This is a genomic window from Arthrobacter sp. TmtSoilC48 (assembly GCF_059739425.1).
This window is the reverse complement of sequence record NZ_AP046049.1, coordinates 3,269,365-3,289,779: the sequence shown is the minus strand read 5'-3', so window position 1 is coordinate 3,289,779 and position 20,415 is coordinate 3,269,365. Positions and strand designations below refer to the sequence as shown.

Sequence of the window (20,415 nt, the reverse complement as noted above, 5' to 3'; positions counted from 1 at the left end):
AGGCTGCGGCTATGGATGTGGCCCTTGCAGCTGCCTTGGGCGGGCCGCGTGGATCAAACCCGTTGGTGGGCGCCGTTGTGCTCAGCCCCGGAGGAGAACAGCTCGCCGTTGGCTACCATCGGGGAGCCGGCACAGCCCACGCCGAGGCAGATGCCATTCTTGAGGCACGCCGTCAGGGCGTGGATCTTGCAGGAACCACCATGGTCGTCACCCTGGAGCCCTGCAACCACGTGGGCCGCACCGGTCCCTGCGCACAGGCCATCATTGAGGCCGGGATCTCCAAGGTGATTTACGCCGTCGATGATCCCCACGATCCCGCCGCGGGCGGTGCCCGCACGCTGCAAGCCGCGGGAGTCGACGTCGAATCCGGCCTCGGCGCCGACAAGGCGTTTGACCTCAATCGGGAATGGTTCGACGCCGTCGCAACCCAACGTCCGTTCGTCACCTTGCACATCGCCCAGACGCTGGACAGCCGCATCGCCGCTGTGGACGGTACCAGCCAATGGATCTCCAGTCCTGAGTCCCTCGCGGACAACCACGGATTGCGGAGCCTCATCGATGCGATCCTGGTGGGCACTGGCACGGTACTTATCGACAATCCACGTCTGACGGCCCGGGCCTCCGACGGCAGCCTGGCGCAGCGCCAGCCGCTCCGCGCCGTCATGGGTTTGCGGGACGTTCCCGAAGACGCTGCGGTACGCGGAACCGATGGCCGTTTCGTGCACCTGCAGACCAGGGATCCGGCGGAAGCGCTCAGCCAACTGTTCCACCAAGGCGTCAGGCACCTCATGGTGGAAGGCGGTTCCAGCATCCTCAGCACGTTCCTTGCCGCCGGATTGGTGGACGAACTGATCGTCTATCTTGCTCCAACCCTTTTAGGATCTGGAACGCCTGCGCTGAACGACCTCGGCATCACTACGTTGGCCGATGCCCAACACTGGGCCTGGGACGATGCCGGTGGCGGGGCTGTACAGACCCTCGGCAACGACCTTCGGCTGCATCTGCGGTCAATGAGATCAGCGGTCGCCACAGCAGCGGCCAGCACAACCAAGAATTCCATTCCGCGCAGTGAAGCTGCGGAATACGTCACAGGAGGACACTGATGTTTACCGGAATCGTTGCCGAACAGGGCACCGTCCTGGGTATTGACCGCGACGGCGATGCCAGCGCGACGTTGCGGCTGAAAGCCCCGACCAGCACCGAGGGCCTGGCCTTGGGAGGTTCCATCGCAGTCAACGGAGTCTGCTTGACCGCAACCCGGATTGACGGCCAGGATTTCAGCGTCGACGTCATGGGGGAGACCCTGGTCCGCACCACCATCGGCGAGTTGGCCGCGGGGGATACCGTGAACCTCGAGCGCTGCGTCCCTGCTGGCGGGCGCCTTGACGGACATGTGGTCCAAGGACATGTTGACGGCGTGGGTGAGCTGCTGGAACGGGAGCCGCTGGGCAACTGGGATCGTTTGCGGCTTGGCGTCCCCGGGCCGCTGGCACGGTACATTGCCGAGAAAGGTTCGATCGCCGTCGACGGTGTTTCACTGACTGTAACGGCAGTGAGCGCGGCTGCTGAAGCGGCTCCGTGGTTCGAGGTAGGGCTCATTCCTACGACCTTGGAGGAGACCGGCCTGGGGGCCAAGCCGGTTGGCGCACGCGTAAACCTGGAAGTGGATGTGCTCGCCAAATACACCGAGCGGCTCCTGTCCTTTGCTCCACAGGGCTCCCCGGCGCATCGCGCCAGCGCGGAGACGGCCAGCGCGGAAACAGCCAGCGAGTCTGCCGAGAACCAGGAGGTTGCGCGATGAGCACCCCGACCAAGACGGTCTCGCCGGCGTCGGGTCGTACAGGCCTGGATCCCGTGGAATCTGCGATCGCGGCGATGGCTGCCGGCCAGGCAGTCATCGTGGTGGACAACGAAGACCGCGAGAACGAAGGCGACATCATTTTCGCTGCTGAACATGCCACGCCCGCCCTCATGGGGTGGACCATCCGGTATTCATCGGGCGTCATTTGCGTTCCGCTTGAAGCGGAACGGGCGGACGCCCTGGCGCTTCCGCCCATGGTGGCAGTCAATGAGGACGCCAAAGGCACTGCCTACACCGTTTCCTGCGATGCGGCGATCGGAGTGAGCACTGGTATTTCGGCCACGGACCGCGCATTGACGGCCCGGATCCTCGCCGACCCGCAGAGCACTCCGGCGGCGATTACGCGCCCCGGGCATATTTTCCCGCTGCGGGCGGTTAAGGGGGGAGTGCGTGAACGTCCGGGACACACGGAAGCAGCCGTGGACCTGTGTCGGCTTGCCGGGCTTGCTCCGGTGGGCGTGATCGCTGAGTTGGTACATGACGATGGTGAAATGATGCGCCTGGACAGCTTGCGCGATTTCGCCGCCGAACACGGATGCCCCCTCATCTCCATTGAGGATCTGGTGGCATACGTTGACGCGGTAGAGTCCCAGACGGCACACGTTTCAGTGGCAGACGAGGAGAAGCGATGACCGCACCGACAACGCGCAGCAGCGACGACACCGAGCCCACGCCCCACCCGGTGAGCGGCGGCCCGATTGTCCAGCTGCCCACCGCCTTTGGTGACTTTGTAGCCCAGGCCTGGACGGACCACGTTACGGGTGTGGAACACCTTGCCGTGAGTTCCCCCAACGCGCCCAAGGATGGCCAGGCGCCACTGGTGCGCCTGCATTCCGAATGCCTCACCGGCGACGTCTTCGGATCTTATCGTTGCGATTGCGGCGAGCAATTGGCTTTTGCCCTGGAGCTCATCCACGCTGAAGGTGGGACGCTGCTGTACTTGCGGGGCCAGGAAGGGCGAGGCATTGGCCTGGCCAACAAGATCAAGGCCTACGCTCTGCAGGAAGCCGGTTTCGATACCGTCGAGGCCAACGAACAGCTGGGATTGCCCGTAGACGCGCGCTCTTATAGTGCCGCGGGTCAGATCCTGGCCGAGATGGGCCTGCATGAAGTCCGCTTGCTCAGCAACAATCCGGACAAGCAGAACCGCCTGGCCCAGGCTGGCGTCTCGGTGGTGGAAATGGTTCCCACCGAGGTCCCTTCGCGTGAACAGAACGTTCGCTATTTGCAGACCAAGAAAGACCGGATGGATCACCGTCTGACGCTCGAAACCGAGCCCGTCGGCAACGGAAAGACTCCGTCCCGAAGCCCCTTTGACAACGAACAAGACTGAACGGAATTCCATCAAACAATGAGCGGACACGGCGCCCCCACTATCGACCTCACCACCCTCAAGCCCGAGGAAACCTCGCAGCTCAAGCTCGCCATTGTGGCAGCCAGCTGGCATACCCAGATCATGGATGGACTGGTTGATGGTGCCCTCCGCGCGGCGAAGGAAGCCGGCATCGCCGAGCCCACCCTGCTGCGCGTCCCTGGCAGCTTCGAACTCCCGGTTGCCGCGGCCCGGCTCGCACCGCACTTCGACGCCGTCGTGGCCCTCGGTGTTGTTATCCGCGGCGGTACGCCGCACTTCGAGTACGTATGCCAGGCCGCGACGTCGGGACTCACCGATGTCAGCGTCCGCACCGGCGTTCCGGTCGGGTTCGGCGTACTGACCTGCGATACGGAACAGCAGGGCTTGGACCGGGCGGGCCTCCCGGGCTCCAATGAAGACAAGGGACACGAGGCAGTGACCGCGGCCCTTGCCACGGCGGTGACGCTGAAGCAGTACAGCTGACGCGGAAGCAGTCCAGCTGACACTGGTCAGCAGGCGTTGAAGGGGATGTGCGTGTGTCTTCACTCACATCCCCTTCGTCATGCAACGCCCCAACAAGCGGTGCCAGCCCCTAAGCAAGTAGTCTGTAGGGCGTGAAGAATTTCGAGACGCTGTTCGCAGAACTGAGTGAGAAAGCAGCGACCCGCCCGGCAGGCTCGCGCACGGTTGCCGAACTGGACTCCGGAATCCACGGCATCGGTAAGAAAGTGGTCGAAGAGGCCGCCGAAGTGTGGATGGCCGCCGAGTACGAATCCGATGAAGCTGCTGCCGAGGAAATCTCCCAGTTGCTGTACCACCTGCAGGTCCTCATGCTCGCCAAGGGCCTCAGCCTGGAAGACGTTTACAAGCATCTCTAGCCACGCCACTCCGTCTTCAATAAGCGGAGCCAGCTGCGTGGCCGAAGTGCCTGAAAACCTCCATTCCAAACAGAAAGTCTCCCCATGCTCCGTGTAGCAGTCCCCAACAAGGGATCCCTGTCAGAAGCCGCCTCTGCAATGTTGTCCGAGGCCGGTTACCGCCAGCGCCGCGACACCCGCGAACTGGTCATGGTTGATCCCGACAATGACATTGAGTTCTTCTTCCTGCGCCCCCGCGACATCGCGGTGTATGTGGGCCAGGGAACCCTGGACGTCGGAATCACCGGACGCGACCTCTTGCTGGACGCAAAGGTGGAAGCCGAAGAACTCCTTCCCTTGGGCTTTGCCCCTTCTACTTTCCGTTTCGCCGGCCCCGTAGGTGACTTCACCGGCGTCGAGCAGCTCGAAGGCAAGCGCCTTGCTACCAGTTACGACGGGCTCCTGCGCGACTATCTGGCGGATCGTGGCGTGAACGCCAAGGTGGTCCGACTGGACGGGGCCGTCGAGTCATCGGTCCGGCTCGGCGTCGCGGACGCCATTGCCGACGTGGTCGAGACGGGCAACACCCTCAAGGCAGCCGGAATGGAAATCTTCGGTGATCCCATTCTTAAGTCCGAGGCCGTGCTCATCAGGCGCACAGGTCCCGGTGGTGCCGCGAATGGCACCGCCAAGGAAATCGACGTCCTCATCCGCCGTCTGCAGGGCGTCCTTGTGGCCCGGCAGTACGTGTTGATGGACTACGACATCCGCAAGGATCTGGTGGAGGATGCTGCCGCACTCACCCCTGGCCTTGAATCACCCACCGTTTCCCCGTTGCGGGATTCGGAATGGGTGGCCGTGCGTTCGATGGTCCCCAAGAAGGAAACCAACCGCATCATGGACGAGCTGTACGATCTGGGCGCCCGCGCCATCCTGGTCAGCAGCATCCACGCCTGCCGTATCTGATCCAGCATCACCATCGAGCAGAGCAGAATTCTAGGAGTAAGCACATGGCTGTAGCCGTACGCGTCATTCCCTGCCTGGACGTCGATGCCGGCCGCGTGGTCAAAGGCGTCAACTTCGAGGGCTTGCGGGACGCCGGAGACCCGGTGGAACTGGCGCACCGTTATGACAATGGCGGTGCGGATGAACTGACGTTCCTGGATGTCACCGCATCATCGGGCAACCGCGAAACCACGTTCGATGTCGTTCGCCGCACGGCCGAGGAAGTCTTCATTCCGCTGACCGTCGGTGGCGGCGTGCGCGGCGTGGCTGAGGTGGATAAGCTCCTGCGCTTCGGCGCTGACAAGGCATCGATCAACACCGCCGCTGTGGCCCGGCCTGAGGTCATCGATGAGATCACGCGCCACTTCGGCTCCCAGGTCCTGGTGCTCTCCGTGGATGCGCGCCGGACCCGCGAAGGCGACGCCCCGACGTCGTCCGGTTTTGAAGTCACCACCCACGGTGGCCGGACCGGGACGGGAATCGACGCCATCGCCTGGGCCAAGGAAGCCGCGGACCGGGGCGTGGGAGAAATCCTACTGAACTCGATCGACGCTGACGGCACCAAGGAGGGATTCGACCTTGAACTGATCCGTCTTGTCCGTGGGGCAGTCAACATACCGATCATCGCCTCCGGTGGTGCCGGGAAGCCCGCGCATTTCCCTCCAGCCGTGCAAGCCGGAGCCGATGCGGTGCTGGCAGCTTCGGTGTTCCACTTCGGTCCGGATGACATGATCGCCCAAGTCAAAGCAGCAATTCGCGAGGCTGGCTTCGAAGTCAGGTAGCTCCATCGCCAAAGCAACGCGGGGTCACTTCCGGCCCATCTCCGCAAGGATGATGGGCCCTAAGTGACCCCGCGTTGCTTGTCTTAAAGGCCGATGTCTGCGGTTTGTAGAAGCGCGACGGCGTCCGGCTGGCCTTCGAAGGTGACGAGGGCCTGGCTGGTGCGGCCGTGGGCATGCATCAGCAGTTCCCCGGGTTCGCCAACAATCGCAACCGACACCGGTGCGCGTTTGGCAACGTGCCGGGGGCCCGAGGGCCGCACCAGAACGATGCCGAGGTCCACACCGCGGTAAAGGAAAGCCGCCCGCTTGATCAGTTCATCCCACAAGGCATCCGAGTACGCTTCGTCGAGGGCCCTGGGCGCCCAGCGGTCACTTGCGCGGCGGATGTCCTCCGTGTGGACGAAATATTCGATGAGATTCGACGTTTCGTCCAGCGCCTTGATCTTCAGAGGGGAAAGGGCCGGCGGTCCTGCACGGAACGTCTTGACGAGTTCCGCGTAGTCGTCGGTGGTCTTGAGCTTGGCGGCAAGTTTGGCCGTCGCTTTGTCCGAAGCCTTGCCGAGGCTGGGGATCAGGAGGCCAATGCCCACGGCCGCTTTGCGCTCCCGCAGGTAGAGGTGCGCCGCAAGATCCCGGGTGAGCCACCCTTGGCAGAGCGTGGGGGAGTCAGGTCCGGCCGCCAGCAGGGTTTCGGCCAGTACTTCTCGGGAAGGATCGACGAAATGCATCACTTGTGAAACTAGCACGATCAGGGCAAGGTTGCGCAGTGGAACCGCCGCAGAATACGCCTCCCATCAAAGGCACTAGACTTGATCTGATGTCAGAGCAGTCCGCCCCCAGTCCAACTCCTGCCGTGGAGCTCTCCAGCGACCCCGCGGACACCCTGCCGCAGGAGATCGCCAGCGCCCTTAAGCGCGATTCCGCAGGCCTTGTAGCCGCCATCATCCAGCAGCACGATACCCATGAGGTCCTCATGCTGGGCTGGATGGATGACGAGGCACTTCGCCGCACCATGACCACGGGACGCGTGACCTTCTACTCGCGCTCCCGCCAGGAATACTGGCGCAAGGGCGACACTTCCGGGCACGTACAGTTCGTGAAGTCAGTCGCCCTTGACTGCGACGGCGATGCCCTCCTGGTCCGCGTTGACCAGATCGGCGCAGCCTGCCACACCGGTACCCGGACCTGCTTCGACGGGCGCGACTTTTCGGTTGTAACGGGCCACCGCGATTAAGGCATCCCCTAGTTTCCCTGACGCACCACCTAAGACCAAAGGCGGAGAACAATAGCCATGCAGGACCTTGGAATCATCAGCCCGGGCCTGGAAGAGTTCCGCGAACTCGCCGTCCACAGCCGTGTCATCCCTGTCCGACTCAAAGTCCTGGCCGACGCCGAGACCCCCATCGGCCTGTACCGTAAGCTCGCCAAGGGCCAGCCCGGTACTTTCCTCCTGGAGTCGGCAGCCGTTGGCGGGGCCTGGTCCCGCTATTCCTTCATTGGTGCCAAGTCCCGCGCCACCCTGACCACCAAGGATGGCCAGGCACACTGGATCGGTGAGCCACCGGTCGGCGTGCCCGTGGCAGGCAATCCGGTGGAGGCAGTCCGTGACACCATCGCCGCCCTGCAAACTGATCGTTTTGAAGGGCTGCCGCCCTTTACGTCAGGGCTCGTTGGGTTCCTGGGGTGGGAAGCTGTACGCCATTGGGAGAAGCTGACGGCACCGCCGGAAGACGACCTGCAGCTGCCTGAGATGGCCCTGAACCTGGTCACAGACATGGCAGTGCACGACAACGTGGATGGCACTGTCCTCCTGATCGCCAACGCGATCAACTTCGACAACAGTTCCGAGCGTGTGGACGACGCCTGGCACGACGCCGTGGCGCGGGTTAAAGCGCTGCTGGACCAGGTCAGCACGCCTGTCGCCCAGCCGGTTTCGGTGCTGGAGCCGGCCGCACTGGATTTTGCGTCGAGCGTGCAGGAACGCTGGGACGAGGCCAAGTACCTGGAAGCCATCGATCGCGGCAAGGAGGCGATCGTCGATGGCGAGGTCTTCCAGGTCGTCATTTCACGCCGCTTCGAAATGGAGTGCAAGGCCGACCCCCTGGACGTTTACCGCGTACTGCGCAACACCAACCCGAGCCCCTACATGTACATCTTCAACCTCGAGGATGCTGACGGCCGCGAGTACTCGATCGTAGGTTCCTCACCGGAGGCATTGGTGACGGTAACCGGCGGCGAAGTCATTACGCACCCCATCGCCGGATCGCGTCCGCGTGGCAAGACTGTTGAAGCCGACAAAGCCCTGGCCACGGAACTGCTGGCCGACCAGAAGGAGCGCGCCGAGCACCTTATGCTGGTTGACCTTTCACGCAACGACCTCTCCAAGGTGTGCGTGGCCGGCACGGTTGACGTCACCCAGTTCATGGAGGTGGAGCGGTTCAGCCACATCATGCACCTGGTGTCCACCGTGGTGGGAGAGTTGGCTCCCCACGCCAAGGCCTACGACGTCCTCAAGGCAACTTTCCCCGCGGGCACGCTGTCCGGAGCCCCGAAGCCGCGGGCGTTGCGCCTCCTGGACGAACTCGAACCGCACCGCCGTGGTATCTACGGTGGCGTGGTGGGCTACCTGGACTTCGCCGGTGACATGGACATGGCGATTGCCATCCGTTCTGCGTTGCTGCGGGAAGGCCGTGCCTACGTGCAGGCCGGCGGCGGGATCGTTGCCGATTCTCACAAGCCATCGGAAGCTCTTGAAACCGTGAACAAGGCCGCTGCGCCGCTTCGGGCCGTGCACACGGCCGGTTCTTTGCAGAACATTTCCGCCGAGACAGTGCGGGACGCAGGAATCGTCGACGGCGGGACGCCCGCCTCATGACCGCTGAAGCACCGGGACCCGCGGCGACCACACCGCCGCGTTGGGCACGGAAGTCAACGCTTGTTCTTGCAACGGCACTCCTGGCACTGGCTGTCTTTGGAACCACCACGCAGACCTGGATCGAGGTCCGGCTTGATCCCACAGCTGCCTCCAACAGCGACCTTCACGTCCAGGGCAGCAAGGCAGCCACGGCCGTTACCGCCCTGGCCCTGGTAGCGCTTGCCGGTGGGTTGGCGGCTTCCATCGCGGGGCGGATCGCCCGCTGGATCATCGCGGCCCTCCTTGCCCTGTCCGCTGCCGGGATAATCCTGGCAGCCGCTACGGTCCTGTCGGATCCTCTCGGCGCTGCCCAGGGCTCCATCGCTGCGGCAACGGGCATTTCGGGAGGTCAGGCGAACGTGGCCACAACGGTCTTCCCCGTCCTGGCTATCGTGGCCGGTGCCCTGCTTGCCGTCTGTGCAGTGGTCTTGCCGCTGGCAGGACGGCATTGGAAAACCCGGACCAAGTACGACGCCGCTGCCGTCAAGGAACGCGGTAGCGGACCCGTGGACGAGATCGACAGCTGGGACAGTCTTTCCCGCGGCGAAGACCCAACGTAGGCGGTCCAGCAATCTTTCGGGCCGGTCTGGCGCAACATAAGCGCCGGCGCTGGTCCTGACGTCGGACGATGTCCCGGCCGCCGTCAATAAATGGCAGAATGTAAGCAGTATTCATCCTGAGGAGATTCCACATGAGCAAAACCACAGTGTCCGCAAACCAAGCTACCTCCACCATGGCCAGCCACGCTGATGCCATCGGCCACGGTAACAGCCCGGCTGCCTGGACCTGCGTGATTGTGATGCTGGTCGGCGCCCTGATTTCCTCCATTGCTTTCGTCATCGCCAGCACCCCCATCTTCATCGGTGGTGTTGTGGTCATGGTGGCCGGCCTCATCGTAGGTTGGGCCATGCGCAAGGCCGGCTACGGAGTGGGTGGCAGCAAGCTGCAGAACAACGGCCACTAATCGTGACCGTTCTTGACGACATCATCGTCGGCGTCAAGGAGGACATGGAGGCCCGCCGCCGGCTTGTGTCCCTCGTTGAGCTGAAGGACCGCGTTGCAGCCGCAGCACCCGCGCGTGACGCCTGGGCTGCCCTGGGTGGTCCCTCCTCGAATCGTGACGATCTCAAGGTCATCGCTGAAATCAAACGTCGAAGCCCGTCCAAAGGCGACCTTGCACCCATTGATGACCCCGCCTCGCTTGCGGTGCAGTACGAAGATGGCGGAGCTTCGGTCATCAGCGTCCTTACCGAAAAGCGACGTTTTGGTGGATCGCTGGCGGATCTCGATGCCGTACGTGCCGCCGTCGATATTCCCTTGCTGCGCAAGGACTTCACGGTGGACGAGTACCAGATCTGGGAAGCCCGCGCCCATGGTGCGGACCTCATTCTGCTGATCGTTGCGGCTTTGTCTGATTCGGAGCTGGCTGACTTCAGCGCCCTCAGCCATGAGCTTGGCATGAACGTGCTGGTGGAAACGCATACCGAAGAGGAAATTGAGCGTGCCGTCGCTGCGCAGGCCAAAATCATCGGTATCAACGTCCGCAACCTGAAGACGCTCGGCGTCGACCGCTCAGTTTTCGGTTCATTGGCCGGTTTGATTCCGGCTGAGGCTGTGATTGTGGCGGAGTCCGGCGTACGGACGGCCGAGGACGTCACACACTATGCCGCTAGTGGCGCCAACGCCATTTTGGTGGGGGAGGCGCTGGTCAGCGACTCAACCCCGCGCGAACGCATCACCGAATTCAAGGCAGCTGGAGCTGCCGCCATCGCCGTCAGGAACTGAGGCAGTACCTGAAGCAAGGCGATAGCCATGAGGCAGCCCGGGCTTGTGCCTGCGGCTGCCTTGTGGCACGTGGAACTACCCGATGAACTAACTGGAACAGGACGGTGAGACTGATGGTGGACGCGCCAACAGCCAGCTCGGAAGAGAATGCGGCCGACGCATTCCTGCAAGGTGGCCATTCGCTGCGCAACGCAAGCGGGCCGTACTTCGGCAACTACGGTGGCCGTTGGATGCCCGAGTCACTTATCGCCGCACTCGACGAAGTCCAGGACACGTTCGAGAAAGCGAAAGCCGATCCCGATTTCCTCGCGGAGTTGAAGGACCTCAACAAGAACTACTCCGGGCGTCCCTCGCTGCTGACCGAGGCCAAGCGCTTCTCCCGCCACGCCGGTGGAGCCAGGATTTTCCTCAAGCGTGAAGACCTCAACCACACCGGTTCCCACAAGATCAACAACGTCCTGGGGCAAGCCCTCCTGGCCAAGCGCATGGGCAAGACCCGGGTCATTGCTGAAACCGGCGCAGGCCAGCACGGTGTTGCCAGTGCCACGGCAGCAGCCCTCCTGGGCCTGGAGTGCGTTGTCTACATGGGTGCCGAGGACTGCCGCCGCCAGGCTTTGAACGTTGCCCGTATGCAACTGCTCGGCGCCACCGTGGTTCCTGTGACCAACGGTTCGCAGACCCTCAAGGACGCCATCAACGACGCCCTGCGGGATTGGGTTTCCAACGTGGAGACCACTCACTACCTGTTGGGTACCGCTGCCGGAGCCCACCCGTTCCCTGCCATGGTCCGCTTCTTCCACGAAGTGATTGGCGAGGAAGCCCGCGCCCAGATCCTGGATCAGACCGGCAAGCTGCCCGACGCCATCTGTGCCTGCATTGGTGGTGGATCCAACGCCATCGGCCTGTTCCACAGCTTCCTTGACGACGCTTCCGTGAAGATCTACGGCTTTGAAGCCGGTGGCGATGGCGTTGAGACGGGGCGTCACGCCGCAGCAATCTCCCTGGGACGTCCCGGTGTGCTCCATGGTGCACGTTCGTACCTGATGCAGGACGAAGACGGCCAGACCATCGAATCCCACTCGATCTCTGCCGGACTTGACTACCCCAGCGTGGGACCCGAGCACTCGTACCTGGCGGACATCGGACGCGTGACGTACGAGGCCATCACGGACACCGAAGCCATGGACGCCTTCAGCCTCCTGTGCCGGACGGAGGGCATCATCCCGGCTATCGAGTCTGCGCACGCGCTTGCCGGTGCCATTAAAGTGGGCAAGCGCCTCACTGAGGGCAAAGAGGACCCGTCCGAGATCTCCGTGATCGTGAACCTGTCCGGACGAGGGGATAAGGACGTCGAAACAGCAGCCGCGTGGTTCAACATGCTGGACGAAGAAGGTCACGTCAAGGGCACCACGCTTTCTACCCGCAAGCCCAAGGGTCCTGTAGAGCGCACCTCCGAAGCAGCCGTGGACGTAAACGAGGACCAGAACTGATGACTGAACAATTCGCCAGCAAATCCGCTGCCGCCATCGACCGCGCCAAGGCCGAGGGCAGGGCTGCCCTTGTCGGATACCTTCCGGCAGGCTACCCCACTGTCCAGGACAGCATCGATGCAGGCATTGCCCTGGCACGGAACGGTGCGGACCTCATTGAGATCGGCATTCCCTACTCCGATCCCGTGATGGATGGGCCTGTAATCCAGGCTGCTACCACGGAAGCGATCAACAACGGTTTCCGTGTGGCCAATGTCTTCGACGTCGTTGCAGGGATCACAGCCGCTACTGACGCCGCCGTGTTGGTCATGACCTACTGGAACCCCGTCATGCGCATGGGCGTGGATGAGTTCTCCCGCCGCCTGGCTGAATCCGGTGGAGCCGGCCTTATTACTCCGGACCTTATTCCGGATGAGGCCAGTGAGTGGTTCGAGGCTTCGGACAAGTACGGACTGGACAGGGTCTTCCTGGTGGCCCCGTCATCCACGCCTGAACGCCTGGACATGACTGTCAAGGCCAGCCGCGGCTTCGTGTATGCCGTCTCCATCATGGGCGTGACCGGTACGCGCCAATCTGTCAGCAGCACAGCCGAAGACGTCGTGGCGCGTGCCCACGCTGCAGGTGCAGAACGGGTTTGCGTTGGCCTCGGTGTTTCCAACCCGGACCATGTCCGCGAGATAGCTGAGTACGCGGACGGCGTGATCGTCGGCACCGCTCTCGTGGCGGCCCTCCGCGACGGCGGCGTTGACGCCGTCGGCCAACTCACCAAGAACCTCAGCGCCGGCTTGGGCCGCGCAGCTGCAGACGCCTAGGAAAAAGGAAACAGCGAAGCCCAATGCAGACCGTCCTCCACGCAGCGGCAATGGTTCCACTAAGCATCCCGAGCCCATCGTGGTCCGGTTTCGACATTCCGCTGCCGTGGGGGACGCTGCGTATCCACGCGTACGCCCTCTGCATCCTGGCGGGAATCATCATCGGCCTGTGGCTGACGTCTTCCCGATGGAAGCGACGGGGAGCCCCGGAGGGCAGCCTGTGGGATATCGCTATTTGGGCGATTCCCTTCGGCATTATCGGTGGCCGCCTGTACCACGTGTTTTCGTCGCCGGATGCGTACTTCGGTCCTGGGTTCGACGGTACGGGTGACCTCTCCCTGATTCCGCAGATACAGCGGGGCGGCCTCGGTATTTGGGGTGCCGTGCTGCTTGGTGCCGTGGGTGCCTGGATCGGTTGCCGTCGGGCGGGCGTCAAGCTCACCGCGTTCCTGGATGCCGCAGCCCCCGGGTTGCTGCTTGCCCAGGCGATCGGACGTTGGGGAAACTGGTTCAACCAGGAACTCTTCGGCGCCCCCACCACATTGCCATGGGGACTCCAGATTGACCCCGCCAACGCCAACTTCCCAGCTGGCATGCCTGCGGATACGCTTTTCCACCCGACGTTCCTCTATGAATTCCTGTGGAACATCCTGGGCGTTGCCATACTTCTTCTGCTGGACCGGAAGTTCCACTTCCGCCGGGGACGCCTGTTCTGGCTGTACGCGATGTATTACACACTTGGCCGGGTGTGGATCGAAGCCCTCCGGATTGACGATGCCGAGCAAATCAGCCTCTTCGGAATCACCACCAGGCTGAATGTATGGACGAGCATCTTCGTCTTTGTTGCGGCGCTGGTTATCTTCGTTGTTCTCGGCAGGGGAGGCCGGCCAGAGCCGGACACCCCTTATTTGCCGGGTCGCGACCCGGAATCCACACCTGCCAAAGATGAGGCATCCGTGACGAGCGTCACCAGTCATGATGTGGACCCATCTGTCTCGGATAGTGGTTCCCGTGGTAATCTCCCAGATAACCAAAGCGATCCGGGCCACGTTGACGAGCAGCAGGATGCAGCAGGGGATTCCCTTACGGACGGCACGTCCAAGGCGGAGTCCGAATCTGCTGCGACTGCCGCAAGGAAGGCCCCCGGATCCTCGCTGGAAGCTGACGACACCAAGTAGTCGTTTCCGGCAAAGGGGCAACAGAGTCACCGCTCGTAGGGCCCAGTCCACAGCGTCGTGGCACCCCGGAAACCGGATCGCAGCATACCGATGTTCACTGGTCAAGCCGGGGCCAGTGGTCTGCGTAACTGTTAGTTGCGCTTGATTGGCTGGCCTACAATTCCAATAACTAGCGCTTTGTTGTGCCCATCACAAGGGCATGCAAGGTGGGGCCAACGTTGTCCCTTCCATACGCACGATCACGAGGAAGGACGTCTCCCATGACCCATCTTCATAACCCCGGTTGGTCCGAAAATATCGAACCGCAGGGTGCCATGTCTCCATTCAAGCGCTTTGCTGCGCTTCCGGAGGCCCGGGGTCTTTACAACCCGGACAAGGAGAAGGACGCCTGCGGCCTGGCAATTATTGCCACGCTCCGCGGGGAACCGGGATACGACATCGTGGAAGCGGCTCTGACTGCCCTCCGCAATCTCGAACACCGCGGCGCCGTGGGCGCCGATGAAGGTACGGGCGACGGTGCGGGCCTGCTGATGCAGGTTCCGGACGAGTTCTTCCGGGCCGTCACCGAATTCGAATTGCCCGCTCCGGGCCAGTACGTGGTGGGCACGGCCTTCCTTCCTGCTGAATCGCGCGAAGCAGCTACGGCCAAGGCCGGTATCGAAGCGCTGGCAGCGGACGAGGGCCTCACGGTCCTTGGCTGGCGCGAAGTTCCCGTGGTCGCAGACCTCGTGGGTGCCATGGCGCGTGCATGTATGCCGTACTTCTCGCAGCCCTTCTTTGCATCCGCTACCGGCGAGCAGCTTGAGCGCAACGAACTTGACTCCCGTGCCTGGCGGATCCGCAAGCGCGCCCAGAACAAGTACGGCGTGTACTTCCCGTCGCTGTCCTCGCGCACCATTGTGTACAAGGGCATGTTGACGACGGCCCAGTTGGAGCCGTTCTACCCGGACCTGTCGGACAAGCGCTTCAAGACCAAGCTTGCCATCGTCCACTCACGCTTTTCCACGAACACCTTCCCGTCGTGGCCACTGGCACAGCCGTTCCGCACCATCGCCCACAACGGCGAAATCAACACGGTCAAGGGCAACCGCAACTGGATGCGTGCACGCCAGTCGCAGCTGGCCAGCCCGCTGCTTGGCGACACCCCTGAAGAGCTGTACCCGATCTGCACCCCGGGTGCCTCGGACTCTGCCTCCTTCGATGAAGTAGCCGAGCTCCTTTGGCTCTCCGGCCGGCCGATCACGCACTCGATCATGATGATGATCCCTGAGGCGTGGGAGAACCACGCCACCATGGATCCTGCACGCCGCGCCTTCTACGAGTACCACTCGCTGCTCATGGAGCCGTGGGATGGTCCCGCCGCTGTCTCGTTCACTGACGGTAATCTCGTCGGCGCAACGCTGGACCGCAATGGCCTGCGCCCGGGACGCTACTGGATCACTGAAGACGGCTTGATCGTCTTTGCCTCGGAAGTGGGCGTCATCGAGGTCGAGCCTTCCAACGTGGTCAAGAAGGGTCGGGTTGCCCCGGGCAAGATGTTCCTGGTTGACACCGAAGCCGGCCGCATCATCGACGACGCCGAGGTCAAGGCCGAGGTCGCAGCAGCCAACCCGTGGGCCGAATGGCTCAAGGACAACCTGATCGACATCAACGAGCTCCCCGAGCGTGAGCACGTACGCCACACCGCTGCATCGGTGAACATCCGGCAGCGGACCTTCGGCTACACCACGGAAGAACTGAAGATCCTGCTCGGCCCCATGGCCCGTACAGGCGCTGAGCCCTTGGGCGCCATGGGTTCCGATACCCCGGTGGCCGTGCTGTCCAAGCGTCCGCGTTTGCTGTTCGACTACTTCGTGCAGTCCTTCGCCCAGGTCACCAACCCGCCGCTCGACGCCATCCGCGAAGAGCTGGTGACGTCACTGAAGTGCGCCATCGGCCCCAACGGCAACCTCTTGGATGGCAAGCAGGTTCGCCAGCCGCAGATCTCCCTGCCGTTCCCCGTGATCAACAACGATCAACTCGCCAAGATTTCGAACATCGAAAACGCCGACGGCGACCGCATCGCCATGAAGGTTCGGGGCCTTTACCGCCCGGAGGGTGGGGAAGCGGCACTGCGTGCCCGCCTCACGGAAATCTGTGAGCAGGTTTCCGGCGCGATCAACCGTGGCGTGCAGTACGTTGTGTTGTCCGACCGCGACTCGAACGCGCAATGGGCACCCATTCCATCGCTCCTGCTGGTCAGCGCTGTCCACCACCACTTGCTCCGCAGTGCCAACCGCACCAAGACGGCACTCGTGGTTGAGGCCGGCGACGTCCGCGAGACGCACCATGTTGCCGTGCTCATTGGCTATGGCGCATCGGCCGTCAACCCCTACCTCGCCATGGAATCGGTTGAACAGCTGATCTCCAACGGCGACGTCGAGGGCGTGACTCCGGAAGACGGCGTTTACAACCTCATCAAGGGCCTCGGCAAGGGTGTCCTGAAGATCATGTCCAAGATGGGCATCTCCACTGTTGCTTCCTACACCGGTGCCCAGACCTTCGAGGCACTGGGCCTGTCGCAGGAACTCGTTGACGAATTCTTCTCGGGTACGCACTCCCAACTGGGTGGCGTGGGCCTTGACGTTATTGCTGCGGAAGTTTCGGCACGTCACCAGATGGCGTACCCCGAAGGCGGCATAGAGCACCCGCACCGTCCGCTCCTGGGTGGCGGCGAGTACCAGTGGCGCCGTGACGGTGAACCGCACCTCTTCAACCCGGAGACCGTGTTCCGCCTGCAGCACGCTACCCGTGAGCGTCGCTACGACATCTTCAAGGCCTACACCAAGGGCGTTGACGATCAGTCCGAGAACCTGATGACCCTGCGTGGGTTGCTCAAGTTCAAGAGCGACGTCCGTCCGGCCGTGCCGCTGGAGGAAGTGGAGCCCGTCTCCAGCATCGTCAAGCGTTTCTCCACGGGCGCGATGAGCTACGGCTCCATCTCCAAGGAAGCCCACGAGACCCTCGCCATCGCCATGAACCGGTTGGGCGCCAAGTCCAATACCGGTGAAGGTGGCGAGGACGTTGACCGTCTGTTGGATCCGGAGCGCCGCTCTGCCATCAAGCAGATCGCTTCCGGCCGCTTCGGTGTCACCAGCCTGTACCTGACCAACGCCGACGACATCCAAATCAAGATGGCCCAGGGCGCCAAGCCCGGCGAGGGTGGCCAGTTGATGGCCCAGAAGGTCTACCCGTGGGTAGCCCGGACCCGCCACTCCACGCCCGGCGTCGGACTCATTTCCCCGCCCCCGCACCACGACATCTACTCGATCGAAGACCTCGCGCAGCTCATCTACGATGCCAAGCGCGCCAACCCTTCGGCCCGTGTACATGTGAAGCTGGTTTCGGAGGTCGGGATCGGCACGGTGGCCTCCGGCGTGACCAAGGCGAAGGCCGACGTCGTGCTTGTTTCAGGGCACGACGGCGGTACCGGCGCCTCGCCGCTGAACTCGCTCAAGCACGCGGGTGTGCCGTGGGAACTCGGCCTGGCCGAGACCCAGCAGACCCTCATGCTCAACGGACTCCGCGACCGCGTGGTCGTCCAGGTTGACGGCCAGCTCAAGACCGGCCGTGACGTGGTCATTGCCGCCCTCCTGGGTGGCGAAGAGTTCGGTTTCGCAACGGCTCCGCTGGTTGTCTCGGGCTGCATCATGATGCGCGTCTGCCACTTGGACACCTGCCCCGTTGGTGTTGCTACCCAGAACCCGGAACTGCGTTCGCGGTTCAACGGCAAGCCCGAATTCGTGGTCAACTTCTTCGAGTTCCTCGCAGAAGAAGTCCGCGAAATCCTGGCCGAGCTTGGCTTCCGCAGCCTCGAAGAGGCGATCGGCCACGCCGAGGTACTGGACACCCGCGAAGCGATCGACCACTGGAAGGCCGAAGGCCTGGACCTGGACCCGATCCTGCACGGTCTTGAGTTTGACGACGACGTGCCGCTGCGCAACATGACCACCCAGAACCACGAACTGGACAAGCACTTCGACCAGCGGCTCATCACCATGGCCGCCGAAGCGCTCAGCGACCGCATGCCCGTCAAGATCACCCTGGACGTCATCAACACGGACCGTTCCGTGGGTACGATGCTCGGCCACGTAGTGACCAAAACGTTCGGTACCGATGTGCTGGCGACGGACACGATCGACATCACGCTCAACGGCACGGCCGGCCAGTCACTTGGCGCATTCCTGCCCGCCGGCATCACGCTGCGCATGTATGGAGACTCCAACGACTACGTTGGCAAGGGCCTCTCCGGTGGACGCATCATCGTCCGCCCGGACCGCACCAACGTGTTCCAGGCAGAGCGAAACGTCATTGCCGGCAACGTCATCGGCTACGGCGCAACGAGCGGCGAGATGTTCCTGCGTGGCCAGGTCGGTGAACGCTTCCTGGTGCGTAACTCCGGTGCAACCGCCGTCGTCGAAGGTATTGGCGATCACGGATGCGAGTACATGACCGGTGGCCAAACACTGATCATTGGCCGTACCGGACGCAACTTCGGTGCAGGCATGTCCGGTGGTACCGCTTACGTGCTGGACCTGCAGCATGAGCGCGTCAACAAGGATGCGCTGGACTCCGGCGAACTTCAGCTCCTGGAGCTGGACGCCGAGGACCGCGACATCGTCCATGGCCTGCTCACCAAGCACGCCGAGGAAACCGAATCCGTCCTGGCCGGCCGTCTGCTCGAGAACTTCGACGACACCGCCGCCCGCATCACTAAAGTACTGCCGCGCGACTACGCCGCAGTCCTGCAAACCCGTCTCGACGCCATCGAAGAGGGCCTTGACCCCGACGGCGAAGAAGTATGGTCTCGAATCCTGGAGGTAACCGGTGGCTGATCCACGCGGATTTCTGAAAGTCCGGCAGCGCGAAACGCAGCCACGCCGTCCCGTTCCGGTCCGCATCATGGACTGGAAGGAAGTGTACGAAGCACAGGAAAAGGGCGTCCTGAAGAGCCAGGCCGGCCGCTGCATGGACTGTGGCGTACCGTTCTGCCACCAGGGCTGCCCGCTGGGCAACCTCATTCCTGAGTGGAACGACCTCGTGTGGCGGGACAAGGGTGAGGAAGCGATTGAACGCCTCCACGCCACGAACAACTTCCCGGAGTTCACCGGCCGTCTGTGCCCGGCACCCTGCGAAGCGTCCTGCGTGCTTGGCATCAACCAGCCTGCCGTGACCATCAAGCAGGTTGAGGTTTCCATCATTGATGAAGCCTTCGACAACGACTGGGTCCACCCCCTTCCGCCGACGCGCCTCACGGGCAAAACGGTCGCCGTGGTGGGCTCGGGTCCCGCAGGTCTCGCAGTTGCCCAGCAGCTGACGCGAGTTGGTCACACGGTTGCCGTGTACGAGCGTGACGACAAGATCGGCGGCTTGCTCCGGTACGGCATCCCCGACTTCAAAATGGAGAAGGAACAGGTTGACCGCCGCCTGGAGCAGATGAAAGCCGAAGGCACCCGCTTCCGCACCGGCGTCGCAGTCGGTACGGACGTGACCTGGGAACAACTGCGCCGCCGTTACGACGCCGTTGTGATCGCCACCGGTGCAACGGTTCCGCGCGACCTGCCCATTCCGGGCCGTGACCTTGAAGGTGTCCACTTCGCCATGGACTACCTGGTTCCTTCCAACCGCGTAGTGGCGGGGGAGAGCCCGGAGAATCACATCGACGCCCGTGGCAAGCATGTAGTCATCCTTGGTGGTGGCGACACCGGCGCGGACTGCATCGGTACAGCGCACCGTCACCAGGCGGCTTCAGTTACGACGCTCGCGATCGGCAAGCAGCCGCCTCTTGAGCGTGCCGGGCACCAGCCGTGGCCGACGTTCCCCACACTCTTCGAGGTCGCCAGCGCCCACGAAGAAGGTGGCGAACGTACCTACCTGGCCTCCACCGTGGAATTTGTTGGCGAGAATGGCAAGCTCACCGGGGTCAAGGTTGCCGAGACGGAGTTCGTGGACGGCAAGCGCCTCCCGAAGGCCGGGACCGAGCGGATCATTCCCGCTGACCTCGTCTTCCTGAGCCTCGGCTTCACCGGTGCTGAGCCGTCCGGTATCACCGAGCAAGTCAGTGCAGAATTCGACGGTCGGGGCAACGTAGCCCGCGACGGCTACTACATGACGAACACCGAGGGCGTGTTTGTTGCCGGTGACGCCGGACGTGGCCAGTCCCTGATTGTGTGGGCCATTGCCGAAGGCCGTGCATGCGCGGCGGCAGTGGACAAGTTCCTCATGGGAAGCACAATCCTTCCGGCACCGGTCGCCCCCACTGACCGGGCAATCGCGGTCTTATAACGCCGGTAGGAATGATCTTTAACTCAATCAGCAGCACACTACTTAGGGTAGGT

Annotated in this window: 19 protein-coding genes; 18 read left to right on the top strand and 1 reads right to left on the bottom strand. The window is 63.0% G+C overall.

Annotation, left to right across the window (positions count from 1 at the left end; translation table 11 throughout):
* Positions 1–11 precede the first annotated feature (11 nt).
* The 8 genes from ribD to hisF all read left to right on the top strand — a co-directional run bounded on the left by ribD (position 12) and on the right by hisF (position 5,859).
* A complete protein-coding gene (gene ribD / locus AC6I97_RS15250; protein WP_497947132.1) occupies positions 12–1,103 on the top strand; it encodes a bifunctional diaminohydroxyphosphoribosylaminopyrimidine deaminase/5-amino-6-(5-phosphoribosylamino)uracil reductase RibD in 1,092 nt (363 codons plus the stop codon).
* Positions 1,103–1,801 (top strand): riboflavin synthase, encoded by a 699-nt coding sequence (locus AC6I97_RS15245; protein ID WP_497945339.1) that lies wholly within the window; start codon positions 1,103–1,105, stop codon positions 1,799–1,801. The genes ribD and AC6I97_RS15245 overlap by 1 nt, the downstream gene beginning before the upstream one ends.
* Positions 1,798–2,493 (top strand): 3,4-dihydroxy-2-butanone-4-phosphate synthase, encoded by a 696-nt coding sequence (gene ribB / locus AC6I97_RS15240; RefSeq protein WP_224167124.1) that lies wholly within the window; start codon positions 1,798–1,800, stop codon positions 2,491–2,493. Before AC6I97_RS15245 ends, ribB begins: the two co-directional genes overlap by 4 nt.
* Positions 2,490–3,194, top strand: a complete 705-nt coding sequence (gene ribA / locus AC6I97_RS15235; RefSeq protein ID WP_224167125.1) for a GTP cyclohydrolase II — start codon at positions 2,490–2,492, stop codon at positions 3,192–3,194. Before ribB ends, ribA begins: the two co-directional genes overlap by 4 nt.
* A gap of 18 nt (positions 3,195–3,212) precedes the next feature.
* The gene (gene ribH, locus AC6I97_RS15230; protein WP_223948696.1) at positions 3,213–3,698 is read left to right on the top strand and encodes a 6,7-dimethyl-8-ribityllumazine synthase; all 486 of its coding nucleotides are present in this window, start codon (positions 3,213–3,215) and stop codon (positions 3,696–3,698) included.
* A gap of 131 nt (positions 3,699–3,829) precedes the next feature.
* The gene (locus AC6I97_RS15225; protein WP_018778638.1) at positions 3,830–4,093 is read left to right on the top strand and encodes a phosphoribosyl-ATP diphosphatase; all 264 of its coding nucleotides are present in this window, start codon (positions 3,830–3,832) and stop codon (positions 4,091–4,093) included.
* An 84-nt stretch (positions 4,094–4,177) separates the two neighbouring features.
* Entirely contained in the window at positions 4,178–5,038 is an 861-nt protein-coding gene (hisG, locus tag AC6I97_RS15220; RefSeq protein WP_224089667.1) for an ATP phosphoribosyltransferase, read from the top strand.
* A gap of 44 nt (positions 5,039–5,082) precedes the next feature.
* Positions 5,083–5,859: an imidazole glycerol phosphate synthase subunit HisF gene (gene hisF / locus AC6I97_RS15215; RefSeq protein WP_497945338.1), complete on the top strand. Its 777-nt coding sequence runs from the start codon at positions 5,083–5,085 to the stop codon at positions 5,857–5,859.
* An 83-nt stretch (positions 5,860–5,942) separates the two neighbouring features.
* Here the strand turns inward: hisF and AC6I97_RS15210 are convergent, their stop codons facing one another.
* Positions 5,943–6,587, bottom strand: a complete 645-nt coding sequence (locus tag AC6I97_RS15210; protein WP_224090954.1) for a TIGR03085 family metal-binding protein — start codon at positions 6,585–6,587, stop codon at positions 5,943–5,945.
* Positions 6,588–6,676: 89 nt separating this feature from the next.
* On the opposite strand from AC6I97_RS15210, the gene hisI reads away from it, so the two are divergent.
* The 10 genes from hisI to AC6I97_RS15160 all read left to right on the top strand — a co-directional run bounded on the left by hisI (position 6,677) and on the right by AC6I97_RS15160 (position 20,362).
* A complete protein-coding gene (gene hisI, locus AC6I97_RS15205; RefSeq protein WP_224089670.1) occupies positions 6,677–7,093 on the top strand; it encodes a phosphoribosyl-AMP cyclohydrolase in 417 nt (138 codons plus the stop codon).
* A gap of 57 nt (positions 7,094–7,150) precedes the next feature.
* Positions 7,151–8,734, top strand: coding sequence for an anthranilate synthase component I (locus AC6I97_RS15200; RefSeq protein ID WP_497945337.1), 1,584 nt, complete (start codon positions 7,151–7,153; stop codon positions 8,732–8,734).
* Positions 8,731–9,333 (top strand): Trp biosynthesis-associated membrane protein, encoded by a 603-nt coding sequence (locus AC6I97_RS15195; protein ID WP_224167128.1) that lies wholly within the window; start codon positions 8,731–8,733, stop codon positions 9,331–9,333. Before AC6I97_RS15200 ends, AC6I97_RS15195 begins: the two co-directional genes overlap by 4 nt.
* A 131-nt stretch (positions 9,334–9,464) precedes the next feature.
* Positions 9,465–9,737 (top strand): HGxxPAAW family protein, encoded by a 273-nt coding sequence (locus tag AC6I97_RS15190; RefSeq protein ID WP_216923214.1) that lies wholly within the window; start codon positions 9,465–9,467, stop codon positions 9,735–9,737.
* Positions 9,738–9,739: 2 nt separating this feature from the next.
* On the top strand, positions 9,740–10,558 hold the full coding sequence (trpC, locus tag AC6I97_RS15185) for an indole-3-glycerol phosphate synthase TrpC (protein ID WP_497945336.1): 819 nt from the start codon (positions 9,740–9,742) through the stop codon (positions 10,556–10,558).
* A 113-nt stretch (positions 10,559–10,671) separates the two neighbouring features.
* Complete coding sequence (gene trpB, locus AC6I97_RS15180) at positions 10,672–12,048, top strand: tryptophan synthase subunit beta (protein ID WP_497945335.1); 1,377 nt, start codon at positions 10,672–10,674, stop codon at positions 12,046–12,048.
* The gene (trpA, locus tag AC6I97_RS15175; protein WP_216923226.1) at positions 12,048–12,860 is read left to right on the top strand and encodes a tryptophan synthase subunit alpha; all 813 of its coding nucleotides are present in this window, start codon (positions 12,048–12,050) and stop codon (positions 12,858–12,860) included. The genes trpB and trpA overlap by 1 nt, the downstream gene beginning before the upstream one ends.
* Positions 12,861–12,883: 23 nt before the next feature.
* A complete protein-coding gene (lgt, locus tag AC6I97_RS15170) occupies positions 12,884–14,038 on the top strand; it encodes a prolipoprotein diacylglyceryl transferase (RefSeq protein ID WP_497945334.1) in 1,155 nt (384 codons plus the stop codon).
* A gap of 260 nt (positions 14,039–14,298) precedes the next feature.
* Positions 14,299–18,912, top strand: a complete 4,614-nt coding sequence (gene gltB / locus AC6I97_RS15165) for a glutamate synthase large subunit (RefSeq protein WP_224167133.1) — start codon at positions 14,299–14,301, stop codon at positions 18,910–18,912.
* Positions 18,905–20,362, top strand: a complete 1,458-nt coding sequence (locus AC6I97_RS15160) for a glutamate synthase subunit beta (RefSeq protein WP_224089680.1) — start codon at positions 18,905–18,907, stop codon at positions 20,360–20,362. The genes gltB and AC6I97_RS15160 overlap by 8 nt, the downstream gene beginning before the upstream one ends.
* Positions 20,363–20,415 lie beyond the last annotated feature (53 nt).

Excerpts from the sequence above, each read along its gene's own strand:
- ribD (WP_497947132.1), top strand. The coding sequence starts at position 12 with ATGGATGTGGCCCTTGCAGCTGCCTTGGGCGGGCCGCGTGGATCAAAC.
- AC6I97_RS15245 (WP_497945339.1), top strand. The coding sequence starts at position 1,103 with ATGTTTACCGGAATCGTTGCCGAACAGGGCACCGTCCTGGGTATTGAC.
- ribB (WP_224167124.1), top strand. The coding sequence starts at position 1,798 with ATGAGCACCCCGACCAAGACGGTCTCGCCGGCGTCGGGTCGTACAGGC.
- ribA (WP_224167125.1), top strand. The coding sequence starts at position 2,490 with ATGACCGCACCGACAACGCGCAGCAGCGACGACACCGAGCCCACGCCC.
- ribH (WP_223948696.1), top strand. The coding sequence starts at position 3,213 with ATGAGCGGACACGGCGCCCCCACTATCGACCTCACCACCCTCAAGCCC.
- hisG (WP_224089667.1), top strand. The coding sequence starts at position 4,178 with ATGCTCCGTGTAGCAGTCCCCAACAAGGGATCCCTGTCAGAAGCCGCC.
- hisF (WP_497945338.1), top strand. The coding sequence starts at position 5,083 with ATGGCTGTAGCCGTACGCGTCATTCCCTGCCTGGACGTCGATGCCGGC.
- AC6I97_RS15210 (WP_224090954.1), bottom strand. The coding sequence starts at position 6,587 with ATGCATTTCGTCGATCCTTCCCGAGAAGTACTGGCCGAAACCCTGCTG.
- hisI (WP_224089670.1), top strand. The coding sequence starts at position 6,677 with ATGTCAGAGCAGTCCGCCCCCAGTCCAACTCCTGCCGTGGAGCTCTCC.
- AC6I97_RS15200 (WP_497945337.1), top strand. The coding sequence starts at position 7,151 with ATGCAGGACCTTGGAATCATCAGCCCGGGCCTGGAAGAGTTCCGCGAA.
- AC6I97_RS15195 (WP_224167128.1), top strand. The coding sequence starts at position 8,731 with ATGACCGCTGAAGCACCGGGACCCGCGGCGACCACACCGCCGCGTTGG.
- AC6I97_RS15190 (WP_216923214.1), top strand. The coding sequence starts at position 9,465 with ATGAGCAAAACCACAGTGTCCGCAAACCAAGCTACCTCCACCATGGCC.
- trpB (WP_497945335.1), top strand. The coding sequence starts at position 10,672 with ATGGTGGACGCGCCAACAGCCAGCTCGGAAGAGAATGCGGCCGACGCA.
- trpA (WP_216923226.1), top strand. The coding sequence starts at position 12,048 with ATGACTGAACAATTCGCCAGCAAATCCGCTGCCGCCATCGACCGCGCC.
- lgt (WP_497945334.1), top strand. The coding sequence starts at position 12,884 with ATGCAGACCGTCCTCCACGCAGCGGCAATGGTTCCACTAAGCATCCCG.
- gltB (WP_224167133.1), top strand. The coding sequence starts at position 14,299 with ATGACCCATCTTCATAACCCCGGTTGGTCCGAAAATATCGAACCGCAG.